The 19,873-nt window shown below is 61.3% G+C and carries 14 protein-coding genes and 1 tRNA gene; 2 read left to right on the plus strand and 13 right to left on the minus strand.

The features are described 5' to 3' along the window. Positions 1-16 precede the first annotated feature (16 nt). The 13 genes from FW796_RS01305 to dapA all read right to left on the minus strand — a co-directional run bounded on the left by FW796_RS01305 (position 17) and on the right by dapA (position 18,496). The gene (locus tag FW796_RS01305) at positions 17-2,944 is read right to left on the minus strand and encodes a two-partner secretion domain-containing protein (RefSeq protein WP_446438927.1); all 2,928 of its coding nucleotides are present in this window, start codon (positions 2,942-2,944) and stop codon (positions 17-19) included. A gap of 171 nt (positions 2,945-3,115) precedes the next feature. Beyond that, positions 3,116-4,234, minus strand: coding sequence for a fimbrial protein (locus FW796_RS01310; protein ID WP_446438928.1), 1,119 nt, complete (start codon positions 4,232-4,234; stop codon positions 3,116-3,118). Positions 4,235-4,502: 268 nt separating this feature from the next. Next, positions 4,503-7,538, minus strand: a complete 3,036-nt coding sequence (locus FW796_RS01315) for a two-partner secretion domain-containing protein (protein WP_346634894.1) — start codon at positions 7,536-7,538, stop codon at positions 4,503-4,505. A 75-nt stretch (positions 7,539-7,613) separates the two neighbouring features. Further along, positions 7,614-9,257, minus strand: a complete 1,644-nt coding sequence (locus FW796_RS01320; protein ID WP_446438929.1) for a ShlB/FhaC/HecB family hemolysin secretion/activation protein — start codon at positions 9,255-9,257, stop codon at positions 7,614-7,616. Positions 9,258-9,336: 79 nt separating this feature from the next. After that, the gene (locus tag FW796_RS01325; protein WP_446439096.1) at positions 9,337-10,098 is read right to left on the minus strand and encodes a fimbria/pilus periplasmic chaperone; all 762 of its coding nucleotides are present in this window, start codon (positions 10,096-10,098) and stop codon (positions 9,337-9,339) included. Continuing rightward, complete coding sequence (locus FW796_RS01330; RefSeq protein ID WP_446438930.1) at positions 10,098-12,665, minus strand: fimbria/pilus outer membrane usher protein; 2,568 nt, start codon at positions 12,663-12,665, stop codon at positions 10,098-10,100. Before FW796_RS01330 ends, FW796_RS01325 begins: the two co-directional genes overlap by 1 nt. Before the next feature lie 172 nt (positions 12,666-12,837). Continuing rightward, on the minus strand, positions 12,838-13,602 hold the full coding sequence (locus FW796_RS01335) for a fimbrial biogenesis chaperone (RefSeq protein ID WP_404938580.1): 765 nt from the start codon (positions 13,600-13,602) through the stop codon (positions 12,838-12,840). Between the two features lie 27 nt (positions 13,603-13,629). After that, on the minus strand, positions 13,630-14,193 hold the full coding sequence (locus tag FW796_RS01340; protein ID WP_346634898.1) for a fimbrial protein: 564 nt from the start codon (positions 14,191-14,193) through the stop codon (positions 13,630-13,632). 613 nt (positions 14,194-14,806) lie between these two features. Further along, positions 14,807-14,896 (minus strand) — tRNA-Ser (locus FW796_RS01345). A gap of 83 nt (positions 14,897-14,979) precedes the next feature. Beyond that, on the minus strand, positions 14,980-15,693 hold the full coding sequence (gene purC, locus FW796_RS01350; RefSeq protein WP_058433542.1) for a phosphoribosylaminoimidazolesuccinocarboxamide synthase: 714 nt from the start codon (positions 15,691-15,693) through the stop codon (positions 14,980-14,982). 28 nt (positions 15,694-15,721) lie between these two features. Continuing rightward, positions 15,722-16,480: an MBL fold metallo-hydrolase gene (locus FW796_RS01355; protein WP_123726262.1), complete on the minus strand. Its 759-nt coding sequence runs from the start codon at positions 16,478-16,480 to the stop codon at positions 15,722-15,724. A gap of 4 nt (positions 16,481-16,484) precedes the next feature. Next, complete coding sequence (gene bamC / locus FW796_RS01360) at positions 16,485-17,600, minus strand: outer membrane protein assembly factor BamC (protein WP_346634899.1); 1,116 nt, start codon at positions 17,598-17,600, stop codon at positions 16,485-16,487. Positions 17,601-17,617: 17 nt separating this feature from the next. Further along, positions 17,618-18,496 (minus strand): 4-hydroxy-tetrahydrodipicolinate synthase, encoded by an 879-nt coding sequence (gene dapA / locus FW796_RS01365; RefSeq protein WP_102878721.1) that lies wholly within the window; start codon positions 18,494-18,496, stop codon positions 17,618-17,620. Positions 18,497-18,821: 325 nt separating this feature from the next. On the opposite strand from dapA, the gene FW796_RS01370 reads away from it, so the two are divergent. Together FW796_RS01370 and FW796_RS01375 are read left to right on the plus strand one after the other, a co-directional pair. Further along, positions 18,822-19,382: a glycine cleavage system protein R gene (locus tag FW796_RS01370; protein WP_346634900.1), complete on the plus strand. Its 561-nt coding sequence runs from the start codon at positions 18,822-18,824 to the stop codon at positions 19,380-19,382. A 9-nt stretch (positions 19,383-19,391) separates the two neighbouring features. Continuing rightward, complete coding sequence (locus FW796_RS01375; protein WP_346634901.1) at positions 19,392-19,865, plus strand: peroxiredoxin; 474 nt, start codon at positions 19,392-19,394, stop codon at positions 19,863-19,865. Positions 19,866-19,873 lie beyond the last annotated feature (8 nt).

Below are 19,873 nucleotides of genomic sequence, written 5' to 3' on the forward strand. Positions count from 1 at the left end.
GGGGACGTCCCATCAGTTACTGGTCACCCCACCTATCGTAGCCAGCAACCACCTGGATATTGCCGAAGGCTGCGGACTGACGAATGTCACCCAGGTCCAGGCCCACCAGGCCACCCAGCTGAGCATCCCGGTTGCCCGTGACCTCGCCGCTGGCGAGCGTATTGACGATCCGGGCGTTGTTCTGCCCCACCAGACCGCCGACCCTGCTGTAGCTGCCCCCTGTGACCTTGCCCTTGGCCGAGGCCGTGTCGATCAGGCTGTCACCCTTGTCAACGCCATGGGTCCCCACCAGGCCGCCGACCATGCTCTTGGCGCCGGCACTGACTTCACCGCGGGCCTCGACCGCTTTCAGGTTCCCTGCGTTGTAACCGATGAGCCCGCCTACATGGCTTTGATCCTTGGCCTCGACATCGCCCAAGGCCAGCGCATTGGCGACAAGCCCGCCAGCGTTGTAGCCGATCAGTCCGCCCACATGACTGTTGCTGGCGCCCTGAACCTTGCCGGACGCTTCGGCAAGGCGGATGTCGCTATCAATGTTCTGCCCGACCAGGCCACCGACATGCAGGCCATTGACCGCATTGACCGAGCCGCTGGCATTGACGTTGCGCAGCACACCGTCGTGGTTGAGTCCCACCAGGCCGCCGGCCGTGGCAAAGCCTGTACCCTTCAGCGCGCCGCTGGCGACGGAGTCACTGATCCGGCCCGATTCGTTGCGACCGACCAGGCCTCCAACGTTGCTCGCGCCGTTGCCGGATACCGCAACCGAGGAGTGGGAACCCTCGATACGGCCGCCCTGGTTGTAACCCACCAGACCGCCCAGGTTCGTGCCCTTGTAGCTGTAGCTGGCACCACTGGAGACCACTCCCGAGCTTGCGGAATTGGCAATCAGTCCTTGATCGTTGATGCCCACCAATCCACCGACTCCGCCCTGGGGATTGCTGGCGATGCTGGCGGTAAGCCGGGCATCGGCACGGCTGTTGGTCACGGTGCCACCACCGGCCGCTCCCTGACGGTTCTCGCCCACCAAGCCACCGGCCGCCGAGGTGTAGGCATTGCCAAGCACCACGCCGCTCATGGACGACGCATCGATGGAACCGCCGGAGTTGCTCCCCACCAGCCCGCCGACCACGTTGTCCTGCCGGCTCTTGGCATTCACCCGCAGATCGCTGGCGCTGACGTTGGCAATGCTCCCGCTGTTGCGCCCGACCAGACCACCGACCGCACCGGAACCGGAGGCGGCTCCGTTGATGGTCATCGAGGCCAGATTGAGGTTGCTGAGGCTGCCGGATGAACGGGCGAACAGCCCGCCATCGGTGCCGTTGCTGTTGATTGTCAAACCGCTGAGGGTGTTGCCCAGGCCATCGAAGATGCCGCTAAAGCCCTGCTGTCCACCTATTGAGGTGAGGTGGTTGCTACTGTTGATGGAGTTGCCGAGGACGTAGCGGCCCGCCAGGTCTTTGTCGATCGCCTGCAACTGCGTGGCATTTTGAATGACGCTGTAGGCGGCGCCATTGGCGTCAAAGCGGGCACCGTTGCCGGACAGCGTGACGCGTCCGTTCTGGCCCAGGGCAACATCACCACCGTGGTTCATACCCAGACTGCTGTTGCTGCCGCTCAGCACAAGCTGACGGTTGAGCTTGATATCACCCTGGGCATTGAGCTCGACCCGGGCATTGGCGCCGCCGGCAAACAGGCTGTCATCCAGGCGGATGTCCTTGGCCGAAGAGAGGGTCAAGCGGTTGCCGCTGAACCAGAAGATCCCGTTGTCCACCGCCACATCGCCCTTGCCACTGGCCAGTTCGATATCGGTCGTGGCCAGGTTGCGCGACAAGGTATCGGCATGGACGGTATTGCTTTTGGCGCTGATGAACGAGCCGACCTTGACGGTGTTACTGGCGATCTTCCAGGTTCCGGTCTGGCCATCCCTGGACTGGGTGTTGACCTTGGTCGGCAACTGTACCCGAGTGGTCGCGCCCCGGGTCTCGATCACCCCGCCATCGCCCTCGCCACCCAGCGCACTGGCCTGCAGCGTACCGTCAACACTGACCACCCCCACATCGCCGCCATCCAGGGTGATCCGCCCGGCTTTTTGCGACAGGGTATTGGCTTCGATGGTGCCCTGATTATTGACCACGGTCTGCAGCATGGAGCCGGCGCTCTTGGCGGTCATCAACACCTGTCCGCCGTCAGCCTTGAGCAGGCCACCATTGCTCACTAGCGCATTGACCGCTGCGGCATCCACTTGCAGGTCCAGCAGTTGGTTGTTGTCGAAACTGACGGTGAAGCCATTGCCCGCCCCCAATGCCACGCTCCCGCCCTGGGCCTTGATCGTGCCCTCGTTGCGCACATTCGCCCCCAATAGCGCGATAGCGCCACCGTCAGCGGCGGTGATGGAGCCGCGGTTGACGATTTGCGCCTCTGAAGTCCCGGCGAACTTGTAGTTGCCCGCCTTGAAATCGGCATCGCTGAGATTCTGGGTCGAAGCCACCAGGCCGCCGACATTCACCTGCGCGCCCTGGCCGAAGACCACCCCGTTGGGGTTGATCAGGAACACCCGGCCGTTGGCATTGATCTGTCCCTGGATCTGACTGCCATTGACGCCAATCACCCGGTTCAAGGCGATCGAGGTGCTGCTGGGCTGGTTGAAGGTCACCGACTGCTCGGCCCCCACGTTGAAATCCTTCCAGTGGGTGATGAGTTTGTCGCTGTGCTGATTGATGGACAGGTGCTGACCCTGGGTCTGCATATCAGCGCTCCCGGACACCACTTCAGCGCCTGTCGGCAAGGCGAAGGCCGAGGGCAAGCCGACCAATGCCAGGAGACTGGCGGCCGCCACCACCAGGCCCTTGCTCGGGCCCGAGCGGCGCCGACGGCGCGCCCCTTCATGGGTCACGTTCCAGCAACCCTGGGCCTGGTTCCAGACCAACGCGTAAATCTTGTTCATGCAAATACTCCTTATCGGTTGAACAACGCCCTGCAAACCTTTGCAGGGCGGCACAACATCCAAAGATCCAGTGGGACCGTTGAAGCGTTGTTTAGGGGGCACGCAGGGCACAGGCGCGCCTGCGCCAAGGCAATCCATGGCGCAACAGGGCTTGCTCGGTGCCTGTCGTGGTCAGGGGAAGGTAAAGGTGAACTCCGCAGCGCCATTGGCCTGGCCGGCTTCGATTTCACTGTCATTGCCGGTGCGGATGTAGCTGGCCCGCAAGGGAATGCTTGCGCCATCACCCACGCGCTGCATCTCGTAGCTCTCGCCGCTGTATTGGATCGGGAGCCGGGTCAGGTCGTTGATCACCACAATGCCGAAGCCCTTGGCGGGCCGGGACTGGGTCGAGGAACTCAGACCGAGAATTCCCGGGGCCATTGAGGCAGCGGACTTGTCGGTGAAACTGATGCGCGGTTTGGCATTGGCTGCACAACGACTCAGCTCAATGCGAAAAGGCACCTGTGGCGAGGTGTCGTTGACCTTGGGAAAGTCCGTCAGGGCAAAGCGCCCCAAAGGAACAGGGATGGTCTTGTAGCCCTCAACCACACAGGTATTGGGAATCACGATCGGTCCGCCGCCGCCCATGCTGATCAGCTCGGGACCCATCAATGGATAATTGTGCCGGCAGATGCCTGGGGGATTGCTATCGGTGGGCCAGGCCACCTCGGCACCCAGACTCGCCAGGTTGGCAGGCAAGTCGAATGCATAGAGCATCAGGTTGGAACTGCCGACCACACTGTCGACGGTCAGTTTGCCGCTGGGCAACTGATCCGGAGGTACTGTCAGGATCAGTGATTGAGTGAAGCGAGTAATCATGGTCCCAAAGGGACGTCCGCCGGTGTCATAGCTCAAATCGCTCTTTTCCAGGGCGATCAGCTTGGGGGTTTGTGTCAGGGTAAGAGGCCCGCCATCCTGAGGGTTCACTGCTACGCGAAAGCCTATGCCTTCGACGTTGGTCGGTGCGGATTGAAAGCGCTGTGGCGTACCGCCACTCCAGTTGCCAACCGTCACCAACTCTCGTACCCGGTTCCCCGAGGGTGAGTAGCGGAAGTTGGTATAGAGGCTGACCGCGCGCTGCCACAACACGTCGCCCTCCTTGGCCCTGCCGTCCAACGGCGTAACCGCCACCCACGGCGTGCCATCACCGTTGCTGAACTCACAGTTCAGCGCAAAGCCATTCACCGTGGCCGCCTGCGCAGCACCGCTGGACACGCCTGAAGACAGCCCTGTCAGCAGTATTGCGTTCACCCACAGGGAACGTCGTTTCCGATCAGCTACAAGCCTGAGCCATTGGCGAATCATCTGTCATTCTCCCAGTCTGCGCCTGTGTGCCACGGCCCCTGAAAACGGCTGCGTGATGCACAAGCGAGATGGATTGCACAGCGATGGCCGGCTGCTTCCGGCCATCGGCAAAGAACAGACAAGGGACGGGACAAGCAGGTACCCGCCAGCAGCCTCGATACGCCCTGCACCCGCACGGCGTATCGAGAGACTGCGTTTCCCCTGTACTACCTCATCAGTTGCGGATATCGCCCTGATTGAGGCCAACCAGCGGTACCTGGGTCGCCTGCCCCAACGCGGTGTTGTAGGCCAGGATTCCGTAGTTGACACCGGCCAGACCACCATAGGTCTGCTTGCCGTTCGCGAGGACCTTGACGTTGCCGTAGGCCACGGACTGACGAATATCCCCCATGTTCAAGCCGGCCAATCCACCCAGGCGGGCATAGCTGCCACCACTCACCTCACCATTGGCCAAGGAGTTGGCGATCCGCGAATTGTTCTGCCCGACCAGGCCACCAACGGTACTCTGGGCACCGCCCACGACGTTGCCTTTGGCCGACGCGGTATCAATGCGGTGATCCACATAATCGCCGTTGGTCCCCACCAGGCCGCCGATAAAGCTGCTGGCGCCGCCGCTGACATTACCGCTGGCCTCGACTGAACTCAGGTCGCCATCGTTGAACCCCACCAACCCGCCGATATGGCTCAGGGTGCCGCCGGTGACCTTGCCGCGAGCCACTGCATATTCGGTAGTGCCGGCAAAGTTGTGCCCGATGAGGCCGCCGATGTTGCCGCTGCCACCACCCAGAACCTCACCGGTGGCTTCAGCCGTGTGGATTTCACTCCGGTCGTTCTTGCCCACCAGACCGCCAACATTGGCACCGGTCGAGTCGGCAACCCTGCCGGAAGCGCTGACGTTGTTCAGCACGCTGTTCTGGTTCAAGCCAACCAGGCCGCCTGCTGCCGCTGACCCCGTGCCGGTGATCGCACCGCTGGCGCTGGAGTCAGTGACGGTGCCGTTGTTGTTGAAGCCCACCAGGCCACCGATGTTGCTGGCGGCATAACCCCAGACGTTGACCGAGGAGCTTGCGCGCTCGATGGTGCCGCCCTGGTTGTAGCCCACCAACCCACCCAGGTTCGGGTCCTGGACGTAACGGTTGAAACCGGTGCCGACGGTGCCGGCACTGGAAGAGTCGGCAATCGACCCGCCCTTGTTGACCCCCACCAGGCCGCCCATACCGCCAACGGGACTGATCTGCATGGTGCCCAGGACCTGCACGTTGGTGCTGCTGTTGGTGATGGAGCCCGCACCGGCGAAACTGTTGCGGTTTTCCCCTACCAGCCCGCCGACAGCGAGGGTGTAGCCATTACCGGTAACAGTGCCGGCCATGGTTCCACGATCGATGGTGCCACCGGAGTTGATCCCCACCAGGCCACCGAGGTAGTTGTTCTGATTGCTGTTGGCAACTACCCGCAGATTGGTGGCACTGACGTTGTTGATCCGGCCGCTGTTCAAGCCCACCAGCCCACCGATATTGCCGAAGCCGGCGTTGGAGGTCGTACCGTTGATGGTCATGGAGGCCAGTTTGAGGTTGCTGATGTCACCCGACGACTTGCCGAACAGACCACCGTAAGGGCCGTCGGTGTTGACGGTGAAACCGCTGATCGTGTTGCCCAGGCCATCGAAGGTCCCGGTGAACGTGTTGCTGCCACCAATGGACTTGATGATCCCGCTGCCGGCGATGTTATTGCCCAGTACGTACAGGCCATCGAGGCTGGTACCGATCGCCTGCAACTGCGCGGCGTTCTGGATCACGTTGTACAGATCGCCATTGGCGTCGAACCAGGCGCCGCTGCCGGACAGCGTGACCCGGCCATCCGTGCCCAGGGCATAGGCGTTGCCATAGTCCAGACCCAGACTGCTGTTGATCCCGGTGAGCTCCACCGCGCCATTGAGCTTGATGTCCCGCTCGGCATTGAGCTCGATGCGAGTACCGCCGCCGCTGCCTTTCAGGCCGCTATTGATATGGATGTCCTGGGCCGAGTTGACGCTCAGTTGATTGCCGCTGGTCCAGGCAATGGCTCCATCCACCGAAACGTCACCGCTCTTGCTGTTGAGCTCGACATTGGTAGTGGCCAGGTTGTGCGCCAGGGTATCGGCATACACGGTGTTGCTACCGGCCGTGGCGGTAGGGCTGACCTTGACCTCGTCGGAGCTGATCTTCCAGGTGCCGGCCTTGCCATTGTTGGCCAGGGTGTTGACCCGCGCGGCCAGTTGCACCTTGGTATTGGCGCCCTTGGTCTCGACCACACCACCATCACCCACCGAGGTCAGCGCACTGGCGCTCATCGAGCCGCCGACGTTGACTACACCTATGTCGCCACCGTCCAGGGTGATCTTGCCGGCCTTGCGTGACAGGGTGTTGGCTTCGATGGCGCCCTGGTTGTTGACCACGGTCTGCAGCATGGAGCCAGCGCTCTTGGCGGTCATCAGCACCTGTCCACCGTCGGCCTTGAGCAGGCCGCCGTTGCTCACCAGCGCATTGATCGCCGCGGCGTCCACTTGCAGGTCCAGCAAGTTGCTGCCGTCGAAACTGACGGTGAATTCATTGCCACCGCCCAGGGCTACCCGGCCCTTCTGGGCCTTGATGGTGCCGTCGTTGATCACGGTCTTGCCGAGCAGCGCCACGTTGCCGCCGTCAGCAGCGGTGATGGTGCCGTTGTTGACGATCCGCGCCGATGAGGTGCCGGCAAACTTGTAGTTGCCGGCAGTGAAGTTGGCATCGGTGATGTTCTGGGTCGAGGCCACCAGGCCGCCGACATTCACTTGCGCGCCCTGGCCGAAGACCACCCCGTTGGGGTTGATCAGGAACACCTGGCCGTTAGCCTTGATTTGCCCCTGGATGTCACTGCCGTTGACGCCGATCACCCGGTTCAGGGCGATAGAGGTCTTGGTCGGCTGGCTGAAGGTCACGGTCTGACCGTTTCGCACACTGAAGTCGTTCCAGTTGGTGATCAACTTGTCGGTGTGCTGGTTGATCGACATCTGCTTGCCGTTATCGAACGTCAGAATATCCGCCGTCCCGGAGACCACTGTTCCCCCAGTCGGCAAGGCGAAAGCCGCGGGCAAACCGCCCAGGCCCAACAAACCGGCGACCATTACCACCAGGCCTTTGCGGGTTCCGGAACGACGGCGACGACGGGCGCCTTCGTCGGTCACACTCCAGCAGCCCTGGGCCTGATTCCATACCAATGCATAAACCTTGTTCACGTTGACTCCTCATCTATCAATTAACGCCCTGCAACATTTGCAGGACGGCACTGCATCCGAAGTGCACGCAGGCCTTCAGAAATACTGTGTGGCGCTGGCCCAGACCCGCGGTGTGCGCTCGGGCCCGCTGCCTTCCTTGCTGTTGTCCAGGGGCCAGGCGCTGGTCACGCTGATCTGTTGCGATGGCCCACTCCAACTGGCGCCCACACCGGCGCCCGAGAGCTGGCGGCGGTTCTCTTCGCGGGTCCAGGGACGTTTGTTGACCTCCACCGCTCCGTGGTCGACAAACGTCTTGAGCTGCCAGCGAGGGGCCAGGGCGTAGCGCAACTCCAGGCTGGCCTGCCAACCCTGGTCGCCACTGCCGGTGCCCTGGGGATAGGCACGCACATCAAAAGGACCGCCCACGCCGAACTTTTCCGAGCTGTCCAGGTTGGCTGAAGCCCATTGCGCGTTGAACTGGGTGTAGAGCTGAAAGCGCGGGCTCAGGTACTGCAGGCGCGCGGCATTGAGGTTGAACTTCTGAAAACCGCCGGCCGTACCGGCCGTGAAGTGATCACGCCATTGATCCCCTGGATCGTCGAGGCTCAGCCGCCCGCTGCCATAAGTGAGGTAGAAGAAGGTCTGGCCGCCGCCGAGCAGGCTGTCCTGAAAATTGCCGTTGAGACCCAGGCTCCAGAGTTCCACGTGTTTCTTGCTGCTGACTTCGAACAGGTCGATGTCATCGCGCAGACGCTTGTCCTCGTATTGCAGCTGGGCGCTGAGATCGAAGGTGCGGCTGCGGATCAGCGGCTGGGTGACAAAGACGCTGCCGATGCTGGCTTGGCCGTGGGCCTCCAGCAGTTCGAAGACCTTGCCCAACTCGTAGTTCATCTGCGAATAAGCCACGCCCAGGCTGGTGGACCAGGGGCCTACCGGAAGCTTGTAGGCGGCGCGGTAATAACGCTGATCCTCATCGCTGCCCAATACCCGCAGGTTGAGCTGGTCGCCCAGGCGCAAGGGGTTGTTGAGGTTGAGGCTGCCCCCCAGTCGATATTCGCCGGTGTAGTAGCCGCCATAGTTGTCGGCCTCCAGGCTGCCGCTGGCCCAGGGACCGGGCTGCGCATTGATCAGCAGGTCGGTGGTGCCGCGCTGCTCACCGGCGCGCAAGGTGCCCTTGACCCGTACTCCAGGCAGGTCGCTCAACAACAGCAGACTGCGCTCGAGGTCATCGCTGAACACGGGGGCTTCGCTCTTGAGTGACGACAAAGGGCCACGAATCACCGAGTCCAGGGCCCGGGATTGGTTGTGCAGTTCAATACGGCCGTAACGGCCCTCGATGACCTCGATGCGCACCACGCCGTCCTCGATGTCCTGGGCCGGCAGGAAGGCCCGGGCCAACATGTAGCCCTGGCCCTGGTAATAGGTGGTCAGGCGTTCGGCAGCCGCACGCAACTGATTCAGGTCCAGCTCCTGGCCCTTGAGGTCCGCCAGCAACGGCAGCAGGGTCTGATTGGAGAACGCCTGGTTGCCCACAAGCACAAAGTCGTTGACCTCTAGGCGGATACCCGAGGTATCCGGGGCAGGAGCGCTCGGCGGCTTGACCGCAGGCAGGTCCAACTCCGGCTCCGCCGGTTCCGGCAAAGCCGGTTGGGTGGACTCGATATCACGCATCGCCTGTCCCGCGTTGGGCACATACCCAGCGGCAGTCGCCAGCCCCGGCAGCAGCAGGAGCAGGCTCAAACAGCCTCTGGAAAAATGTTGTCGAGCGCCTTCAAGGCCCCCGAAAACCGACCCACTCAAAGACTTGCCCAAGGCAACTTCAGTCTTGTATCCGCGCACTTCCACTCAGCGTCTCCCCGCTGTCTGTTGCCACTTGGTAATGAACCACCGCCTGATCCGGGGTAATTCCTGGTACTTCAGGCAGGGCGATCCGCGCCGAACCAAAAGGCTCCACGGTGATGCCCTGCAAGGTGTTGGCTCGAGCGCTGCTGCCCAGCGTCAATTCGGCGAAGGACACGTAATACGGCGTCGGGTTGCCGACCAGCAGCGCCGCATCGGATTTGCCCGCAGCGGCGAAGCTCCAGCGCAGTTGGCGCACGGCTTGGTCGGCACTACCGGCCAGGCCCTGGGGGCGATACAGCAGCTTCATGCGCATGCGATAGGCCAGGCGCAAGACGTTCTCGGTCACCGGCAGCCGAGATGGCACTTCCAGAAAATTGACCCAGAACACTGACTCGCGATCGGTGGGCAAAGGCTCGCCGCTGTAACGCAGCATCAGGGCCGCCCGCTGTTGCGGTTCCAGCCTGGAGATCGGCGGCGACAGCACGAACGGCACTGCCAACCCACTGGGACTGGCCTTGGCATCGCCCTTGTCCAACCAGGCCTGTAACAGGATCGGCGCCTGGCCGATGTTGCCGACCCGGATGCTCATGACGGACGTATCTGCGGGGAAGATGAACCGGGTGCCGGCGATCGACAGATCGGCCTGGGCCCAGGCACTGAACCAGAGCAGTAGCGCCGCCAGCAGCCAGCGGCCAAGACCGGCTCGGCATGGGATCTCACGTCCCTCCAGAAAGCGCATCAAGACTGCCCCCCCTGGCTTGGGCTCGCGTCGCCAGCGGGCACTGCCCGACAAGGAAGCTGGAGCAGGTCATAACCGGTGGCGGACGCCGGATCACGAGGCGGCAACTGGTAGTCGATCAGGCAGCGCTGATCCGGTTCGTGGCCCCATTCCACACGGAGGGTTCCCTGGTCCTGCTCGGAACGCAGTACCAGACGACTGCCTTGGCCGACGGCGCCCAGTTCGGCACCGCTCTGGTCATCGACGGCGACCGCGGCAAACGGCAATTGCTGGCCATTGGGCTGCCGGCTATCGATCAGGAACGCCCTGGCCCTGCGGGTGGGATAAGAGAGCATCACCACCGCGCCCGCTACCGGCGCGACGTTGCGTGAACTGACCTGCAGTTCGACATCGTCGGCCATGCCGCTGGGGTCGATGTCCACGGTGTTCAATTGATAGGGACTCAGGCTCGGCACCACGGCGTAGCCGCGTCCATCCACCCGCGTCTGGGCATAGCCAACCCTGGCACCCTTGGCATGGGGGGCATACACCAGGCCTGAGGTTTCACTCAGGGTCTGGGAGAACGTCAGGCCGCCCGAGTGCAGGACCATGCCTCCGGAAGCCCCCAGGGACTCCTGGCGATAGTCGCTGCCCTGGGAAAAACTCGAACTCAGGGAGACCTCGGGCATGAAGTAGTTGAAGCTGGCGTTGGTCGAGGTCTCGCGCTGGCGCTGATCATGGGACGCGGACACGGCATAGGTGGCATCGCCGCGCTCGCCCAGGGCTCCGGAAACACCGCTGGTGTAGTGCGCACCGGAGTTCTTGTCATGACTGGCGTAGGCGTTGACCGTGGTTGCTCGGCGACCCTCGCGTCCCAGGGGGATCGACAGACTGAAGCTGAAATAGGTGTTGTCCGCCCCGACTCCACCTCCAGAGCCATTGCTGGACGCGCGCATGCGCTGGGCCATGAAGGAGTAGCTGTTGCCCCGCCACTGATTGCTGTAGCCCAGGGAGAAGTTCAGGGTCTGGCCCTGGCGATTCCAGTACTTGAGGCTGGAGCCAGTGACGTAAAGCTGACCGCCACCCTCGCCCAGTTGCTGGTTGATGTTCACATCCAGGCGGTCCCGCACGCGGGAAAACGACTCGGCCCCGGCGCCACGCTCCACGTAGTCCTGCAAGGCAATGGCGTCATGCAGCCCCAGATAGCCACGGGTGGAATAGCGATACGCCAACAGGGAAAACTGCGTACCGCTGATGGGCAGGTTCTTGCTGTAGGAAAGGCGCAGGCTCGACCCCTGCAGACTGCCTTCGCGGGGCAGTTCGGTCTTGGCCTGAGTCAGGTCCAGAGCGAATGCGCCCACGGAGGTATTCAACGCACTGCCGATCAGGGCCGACATGTAGCTGCCGGTCACTGCCGTACCGGCGTAGCCGGTCAGTTGGTTATCCAGCCCGTAATGCAGGGTGCCCTGGGCCACATACTGCTCGCCACCGAGCCCCGGGTCGGTGACCTGGCCGGCGGTCAGGCTGTAGCGTGAGGTACCCGGACGCAGCAATTGCACGGTGGTGGCAAAAGGCACGGTAAAACGGCTGGTTTGTCCATTGGCCTCGGTGACTGTTACCTCCAGGTCACCGCCAAAGCTGGCCGCCTGCAAATCGGAGATTTCGAAGGGGCCCGGGGCGACCGCCGTCTCGTAGATCAGATAGCCGCGCTGATACACCGAGACCTTGGCGTTGGTGCTGGCGGTGCCTCGCACTTGCGGTGCGTAGTAACGCTGGGTGTCGGGCAACATGCGCGAGTCGCTGGCCAACTGGACGCCGCGAAACGACACCGAATCGAACAGATCGGCATCGGTCACGCTTTCCCCCACCAGCAACTGTGAGCTCCAGTCCGGCAGGTCGGTCTGGGCATAGATGTAGCCACGCTGATAGCGGCTGCCCAATTCCGGCGACCAGGTCGCGGTACCACTGTGGCGCAAGCGCAAAGCGCCGATATTGAGCCCCATGTTGAGTCCGGCGTAGCCATGGGTCTGGCTTTGTCCACGACTCTGGGAGCTGAACAGGCTGGTGTTGTAATTGAGCACCGCCGCGGACACGCCGGAATCCCAGCTCGCCGGATCGACGTAGGTCTTCGACTGGTTCGGCTGGAGGAAGAACTGCGGCACGGACAGGTCGATCTTCTGCTCGGCGATATTGATGCGGCTGGTTACACCGGGGATGTAGCTGCCCAGGTCGCCACAGAACAACCCCTCGCTCATGAGCGGGTGGGACGCCCCGGCCCCCAGCGCGGCATCGGCCTTGTGCAGGTCGATCCCCAACTGCTGCAGTGACGCGCGATCGAAGCACGGCCGGCTACCCTGAGGCTCGTCGCTGGCACGGAACTCGACCTCCAGCAACGCCCGCCATTGGCCACTCACCAGCAGATCAAGCAGGTATTTGCCGGGCGCGATATAGCCCAATTGCTCAAAGCGCGAAGTATCGATGGGTGTCTCCTTGCCTTGAAACAACATCTGGCTGTCGAACAGCACGCGTTCGCCACTGTCCTGCTGGGGCCCCTCCTCGCTCGCGACCAGGACCGTCGAGTGCCCCATCAGCGCCGCCAGACACAGCCTCTGCACAACCGGAGCAGAACCCCGACCACACCGAACACCGGGGCGCGCAGATACATCGCGCCTATGGCACTGAACACTCAACATAACGAGATCCCAACGCGCTCAAGACTGAGCAAGCGGACAAACGAGCGAAGTTGAATTAAGAAACCAACTAGAGCAGCGAACTCTTCAGCGATCGGCGGCCACCGAAATCGTTGATCACTTCATAGTTGATGGAGGCCTTGGCCGGGTCTTTCGGAGCTGTCGCCGGCCAAGCGAACGACTCATTGGCAAACGGCGCGACCATTCCCGGTTTAAGGGCAAACTGACGACCTCCCAGTTCAACCTCTATACGACCGAAAGACACGTAGTAAGGCGTTGGGTTGGATACCTTGACAACAGGCACTTGCGGACCTGTCGGGGCGGAACTCAAGTGACCGGCCCGATTGAACTCCCACTTGAGTTTTTCAGCGGCCGAGTCAACAACACCGTCAAGATTGGGCGGCCGAAAGAAAATCTTGATACGCGTTCTAAATGCAAACTGCAGTACGTTTTCATCCTTCTCCTTGCGGGGCGGAGTTTCCAATACATTCAGCCAGAACAATGATTCGCGATCGGTCGCCAACGGCTCTTTCGAATAAGACAGGCGCAGCACTGCCGAGTCTCCAGACTCCAAACGACTGACAGCCGGCGCCAGCAGGAAAGGTACTTGTATTTCTTCAGGGGCCTTATTGGCTTCCCCTCTATCGATCCAACTTTGCGCCAAAAGAGGAACAGGACCGGAGTTACTTATTTTCAATGTAACCTCTCGGGCTTCGGCCGGATAAATCAACCGAGTCCCTTGTAGAACTATCCCTGCATGCGCAGCTCCCGAAAACAGCCCCAGGAACATGACACCGATAACGAGAGAATGTACAAAACGCGCTGTCGGCGTCATGACCTGCCCCTTAATAACTAACGACTGTTACTGATAAGCCAGGGTGTAGCGAATGAAGGAAACACCCGAACCGGCACCGACCGAAGCTGCCGTAGAGACGTAAGCGGCCTTGTACTTGAGGGTCGCGGCGTTGCCGGAAACCGTTGCCACTTGCGGCGTGGTCTCGGCCTGGCCCAGGACAATCTTCTGCGGTTGAGCGGCGTTGTCGTTGTAGATCTGGATCTGTACACCGGTTGCCGGTGCACTGCCGATCAGCTTCAGGTTGCCTGTAGCAGGGTCAATGTTATTGACCTGATCGAACTCGATGGACACCTTGGAGTCGTTCTTGCAGTTAGTACCCGAGAGTTTCAGCTCGAAGGGTTTCAAGTCGGACGTGGTACCGATTTTTGCAAAGTGCGTAGGCAAGAAAGTGCCCAACTCAACGTTGGTCACGTTGTTTTCGCCGGGCGCCTTGCCGTTGATCTCGCAGGTCACGTCAGTGATGCTGCCACTAAAGTTCACTACACCGTCGGTAGCCTGGGCAAATGTCGGGATCAATGCAGCCAGCATCAAACCGGAAGTTGCCATGGACAAGAGAGAGTTGCGTTTCATCTGATTTCCTTTTCCCAATAGCTCAATAGAGTAAGCACAAAGATCTTCCCTATCTGAAAGAGGTCGACAAACACTCTTGCCACCGCAATAGAAGAAAAGACCTGCTCTGCCTTCAAACGTTTATGAATACTGCTGACCTCCAGTTCGATGACCCACTTCAGTCACACAAGCGGGCCAGGCTTGCCAGCAGGAAGCCACCATATCGAATAGCCGATTGTTTTAGATCAAGACCACGCCGACTCGAATTACAGGAACAGTCCCAGAGCTCTATAAGAAATTTCCTACAGCCTTAAAAACAGCACCCACGAGTCAACATCCAGATAAATCCATTGGATACCGGACAACAGCATTTGAATTTAATAGTTTATTAATAAGGCCGTAGATGAATACAACTCCAACGACCACGAATAAACTTGGCCACTGGAGCTATTGAGATCGACAACAGGAGTTGGGCGAGAAGGAAGCCACAACGGCAGAATAAAGTCAGGCCGAACAAGGAACGTCCGAGAGGACTGGGTGATGGCTTGGAGCGCGGCGGGAAAGCGGTTTCGGAAAAAACAGCGGGCAACAAAAAAGCCCCGGAAATCGACGATTTCCGGGGCTTTCATTTGTATGGCGGAGAGATAGGGATTCGAACCCTAGGTACCGGTGAAGGTACAACGGATTTCGAATCCGTCCCATTCGGCCACTCTGGCATCTCTCCAACGGCGCGCATCATAACAGCACCTTTGCCGGATGCGAAGCCCCCGAGCAAATTTTTTCCGTGCTATCAGATGCTTGCGTCGATTACAGCGGTACGCCCAGGCGCTGAGCGACTTCTTCGTAGGCTTCGATCACGTCACCGAGGCCCTGGCGGAAGCGGTCCTTGTCCATCTTCTTCTTGGTGTCCTTGTCCCACAGGCGGCAGCCGTCCGGGCTGAACTCGTCGCCCAGGACGATGGAGCCGTCGCTGAACACACCGAATTCCAGCTTGAAGTCCACCAGCAGCAGGCCAGCGTCATCGAATAGCTTGCTCAGGACTTCGTTGACCTTGAGCGACAGTTCTTTCATGCGCGCCAGTTGCTCGACGGTGCCCCAGCCGAACGCCACAACGTGGGATTCGTTGATGAACGGGTCGCCCTTGGCGTCGTCCTTCAGGAACAGCTCGAACGTGTAAGGATTGAGCTTCATGCCCTCTTCCACACCCAGGCGCTTGACCAGGCTGCCGGCCGCGTAGTTACGCACCACGCACTCCACCGGGATCATGTCGAGCTTCTTCACCAGGCACTCGTTGTCGCCCAGCAGCTTGTCGAACTGGGTCGGCACGCCGGCGGCTTCGAGTTTCTGCATGATGAAGGCGTTGAACTTGTTGTTCACCATCCCCTTGCGGTCCAGTTGCTCGATGCGCTTGCCGTCGAACGCCGAGGTGTCGTTGCGAAACAGCAGGATCAAGCGGTCGGCGTCGTCGGTCTTGTAAACCGATTTGGCTTTGCCGCGGTAGAGTTCTTCACGTTTTTCCATGATGGGCTCCGCTTGCTAAGTAGGTGGGCTAGGCGATGTGGCGCCAGTCGAGCCCTGAATCTTGATCGGCCAGTTGCAGCCAGTCCGGGTCGCACCCGAGGGTGTCGACAAAACATTGCCGGGCCAGCTGCGGCAGGTTGTTCTTGCTGCTCAGATGAGCAAGGACCAGATGCTGCAGGTCCTGCCATCCCAATTCGGCCACCAGGCTTGCGGCCTGATGGTTGTTCAAATGCCCTTCGTCGCCGCCAACCCGCTGCTTGAGAAAGTACGGGTAATAGCCGCGCGCCAACAGGTCCCGGCAATGGTTGGCCTCGATCATCAAGGCATCCAGGCCACGGTAGCCTTCCAGTACGCCGGCACAGTAGGAACCCAGGTCGGTCAGCAGGCCAAAACGCCGCTGACCGTCGCTGAAGACAAACTGCGTAGGTTCCTGGGCGTCATGAGCGACGGCAATCACGTCAATGCACAAGGCGCCGATCTGCAGTTGCTCGCCACCGCGGACAAAACCCGCAGCCTCCACCGGCTTGCGCATCCCGCGCAACGTGCCCTGGCTGAGGTAGACCGGTAAATTGTAGCGCCGAGACAGCAAACCCACGCCATGCACGTGGTCGGCATGTTCGTGGGTCACCAGGATGGCGCTCAACTGCGAGGGATGAACGCCCAGGCGCAGCAGGCGCCGCTCGGTTTCCCGCAGGGAGAAACCACAATCCACCAGGATGTAAGTGTCAGCACTGGCGATCAGCGTGCCATTCCCTTGGCTACCACTGCCGAGAACGGCAAAACGCATCTGATCAGCCCAGGTTGTCCTGAATCACGCCCAACACTTTGCGCGCCACATCGGCCGGCGCCACGGTGTTGATGTTCTTCTCGACGGTCACCTGGACGTTGTCGCCCACCTTGCTCAGGCGAACCTGATAGCGCTCGGCACGGGCTTCGATCTCTTCCTTGGCCGGCTTGCTGCCGAACAACTTGCCGAAGAAGCCCGGCTCGTCGTTCTTCTTCTCGGCTTTTTCCGCCAGGTTGATGTAGTACAGGCCCAAGCTGCGGTTGATGTCCTCAACCCGCCACTCGCCCTGCTCCAGGGCGCGGCCTACGCTGGACCAGGCGCGATCGAGGTCGGCACCCAGGTTCAGCACCGGATTGCCGCTGCCGTCTTCGCTGAGGCTGACCCGGCTTGGGGTATCGAAATCACGGGCCGCCAGCAGGGACACTGAACCGCCCTTCTCGGAGGTACGGCTCATGCTGGCCAGCATATCGTCCACCAGCGCGGCGTCCAGGCCGGTGTTGACCGAGCGATTGGTGAACTCCACGTCAGCGGTGCTGCCGGCGGGACGCTCGGCACTGACCACGTAGACTTCACTGGTATTGCGCTGCACGCCCGGTTCGATACGGACCCGTACGCGGGTTTCGCTGTCGGCGGCGACGCCGGCGCTGCTCAGGCGCTTGGCCACGGCAGCGGAAAGCTCGTCGGAACGCTGCCAGCGGGTGCTGAACTCGCCGGTTTGCGGACGTTGCTGATCCAGACGGAACCCGTTGTCCTGGAAGAACTGCACCGCCACTGGCCAGACTTCGGCCGGTGGATGCTGGGCCATGACCCAGCGCGAATCGCCGCTCTTCTGCAGGGTGTAGTCGCTGGCGTCGGCAATGGCCGACAGCGGCTGCGGACGAGGTACTTGGTACTCGCCCTTGACGTTGTCGTCGGCCACGTTGCGCGGGATCGGCAGCAGCGGATCCAGACGCTTGGAGGTCTGGACATCCGGCGGCAGTTGCATCGGTGCTGTTTGTTGCGCTTGCAGGTAATCGCTACCCCGGTCACGGAAGTAGCCTTCCGGGCCCCAGATCCAACCGCAGCCACTGGTGCTGGAGATAATCAAGGCAAGTGCGGAAAGTCCGGCCATTCGCTTCATGCGTTGTACTTCCTCAATTAAACCAAGACGCCGGACTGGCGCATGGCCTGCCGCAGCGGTTCGTGACAGGCGGCACTGAGCCAGGTGAGCGGCAGACGGATACCGTCCGGCATCAAACCCATTTCGTGCAGGGCCCATTTCACGGGAATAGGGTTGGATTCGATGAACAGAGTCTTGTTCAGCGGCATCAGGGTTTCGTGGATCTCGCGGGCCTTGGCGGCATCGCCGGCCATGGCCGCGGCGCACATCTGGCTCATGGCCCGAGGCGCGACGTTGGCAGTCACCGAGATATTGCCCTTGCCGCCCAGCAGGATCAGCTCGACGGCAGTGGCGTCATCGCCGGAGTACACCAGGAAATCGTCGGGCACACCGGCCAGGATGGCCTTGGCGCGCTGCAGGTCGCCGGTGGCTTCCTTGATCCCGATGATGTTTTTCACGGAGGACAGGCGGATCACGGTCTCGGCCTGCATGTCGCATGCGGTGCGGCCTGGAACGTTGTAGAGGATCTGCGGGATGTCCACGGCCTCGGCAATGGCGCGGAAATGCTGGTACAGGCCTTCTTGAGTCGGCTTGTTGTAATACGGGGTCACCAGCAGGCATGCATCGGCGCCGGCAATCTTCGCGTTGGTGGTCAGTTCGATCGCTTCACGCGTCGAGTTGGCGCCGGTACCGGCAATCACCGGGATGCGCCCTGCAACCTGGGCCACCACCCGACGAATCACCTCGATGTGCTCGTTGACATCCAGTGTGGCCGATTCACCTGTGGTGCCGACCGCCACGATGGCGTTGGTGCCCTCTTGCAGGTGGAAGTCCACCAGTTTGCTCAGGCTGTCCCAGTCGAGATTTCCCTGTGCATCCATGGGTGTGACCAGTGCCACCATACTGCCCGCAATCATGCAACCGCTCCTGCCGGAAAAAGAGAGCGGTAATGGTACTGGCGCCAAGTTCCTTGCACAAGCGAAGTCCCGCGCCGTGAGCATTCCCCTGAGCGATGGTTTTCGCTACCCTTCAGGCTTTGATCGCTACCGATAAGCGTGTAAACCGGGTTATCGCCTGCCTGTCGCTTCTCCAAAGCCCCATTCCTGCATTGCCAGCCTGTGTTCCGGACGTATCGGGACCTGTCGCCGGCTTGTGGTTCAAGGCCCAGAAGATCCGCTTGCAACACTTGCCCGGCACTGGCTTGTCAAAAGTATCGACCGCTCATCGCTTTAGGAATGCTGCATGTCCACCCCCACAGTTCGCGAACAATTCCTTGTCATCAGTGCCCTTGGCGCCAACCCCATGGAGCTGACCAACGTCCTGTGCCGCGCCAGCCATGAAAACCGCTGCGCCGTAGTGACCTCGCGCCTGACCCGGCATGGCGAGTGCAGCGCCCTGGTGCTGGAGATTTCCGGCAGCTGGGACGCCCTGGCGCGCCTGGAAAGCAGCCTGTCATCCCTGGCCAAGAAGCACGCCTTCACGGTCAACGTGGTGCGCAGCGCCGCCCTGGAAAGCCGCCCCCAGGCCTTGCCTTATGTCGCCTACGTCAGCGCGGCGTACCGCTCTGACATCGTCAATGAGCTGTGCCAGTTCTTCATCGACCACCATGTCGAGCTGGAAAACCTCACCTGCGATACCTACCAGGCTCCGCAAACAGGCGGCACCATGCTCAACGCCACCTTTACCGTGACCCTGCCCGCCGGCACCCAGATCAGCTGGTTGCGCGACCAGTTCCTGGATTTTGCCGATGCCATGAACCTCGATGCGCTGATCGAACCCTGGCGCCCACAGAACCCTATGTAAGGAAGCCCCATGGCCGTTGCTATCGATCAACCTATTGCCGATTTCCAGGCCCCTGCCACCAGCGGCCAGACCGTCAGCCTGTCCGGCCTCAAGGGCAAGCAAGTGGTGATCTACTTCTACCCCAAGGACAGCACCCCAGGCTGCACCACCGAGGGCCAGGGCTTTCGTGATCAGTACGCCGCCTTCCAGGCCGCCAACACCGAGATCTTCGGCATCTCCCGCGACAGCCTGAAGTCCCACGAGAACTTCAAGTGCAAACAGGAGTTCCCCTTCGAGCTGATCAGCGACAAGGACGAAGCCGTCTGCCAGCTGTTCGACGTGATCAAGTTGAAGAAGCTCTATGGCAAGGAATACCTGGGGGTTGACCGCAGCACCTTCCTGATCGACAAGGACGGCGTATTGCGCCAGGAATGGCGCGGGGTCAAGGTTCCGGGCCACGTCGACGCTGTACTGGCTGCAGCCCAGGCACTGAACAAGGCCTGAAACCAACG

Source organism: Pseudomonas sp. 910_21 (assembly GCF_052850735.1).

What these genes read in the sequence shown, in the direction of transcription:
- FW796_RS01335 (WP_404938580.1), bottom strand. Translation starts at nt 13,602, where the DNA reads ATGACGCCGACAGCGCGTTTTGTACATTCTCTCGTTATCGGTGTCATG.
- FW796_RS01370 (WP_346634900.1), top strand. Translation starts at nt 18,822, where the DNA reads ATGTCCACCCCCACAGTTCGCGAACAATTCCTTGTCATCAGTGCCCTT.
- purC (WP_058433542.1), bottom strand. Translation starts at nt 15,693, where the DNA reads ATGGAAAAACGTGAAGAACTCTACCGCGGCAAAGCCAAATCGGTTTAC.
- FW796_RS01325 (WP_446439096.1), bottom strand. Translation starts at nt 10,098, where the DNA reads ATGCGCTTTCTGGAGGGACGTGAGATCCCATGCCGAGCCGGTCTTGGC.
- dapA (WP_102878721.1), bottom strand. Translation starts at nt 18,496, where the DNA reads ATGATTGCGGGCAGTATGGTGGCACTGGTCACACCCATGGATGCACAG.
- bamC (WP_346634899.1), bottom strand. Translation starts at nt 17,600, where the DNA reads ATGAAGCGAATGGCCGGACTTTCCGCACTTGCCTTGATTATCTCCAGC.
- FW796_RS01355 (WP_123726262.1), bottom strand. Translation starts at nt 16,480, where the DNA reads ATGCGTTTTGCCGTTCTCGGCAGTGGTAGCCAAGGGAATGGCACGCTG.
- FW796_RS01340 (WP_346634898.1), bottom strand. Translation starts at nt 14,193, where the DNA reads ATGAAACGCAACTCTCTCTTGTCCATGGCAACTTCCGGTTTGATGCTG.
- FW796_RS01330 (WP_446438930.1), bottom strand. Translation starts at nt 12,665, where the DNA reads ATGGGGCACTCGACGGTCCTGGTCGCGAGCGAGGAGGGGCCCCAGCAG.
- FW796_RS01305 (WP_446438927.1), bottom strand. Translation starts at nt 2,944, where the DNA reads ATGAACAAGATTTACGCGTTGGTCTGGAACCAGGCCCAGGGTTGCTGG.
- FW796_RS01375 (WP_346634901.1), top strand. Translation starts at nt 19,392, where the DNA reads ATGGCCGTTGCTATCGATCAACCTATTGCCGATTTCCAGGCCCCTGCC.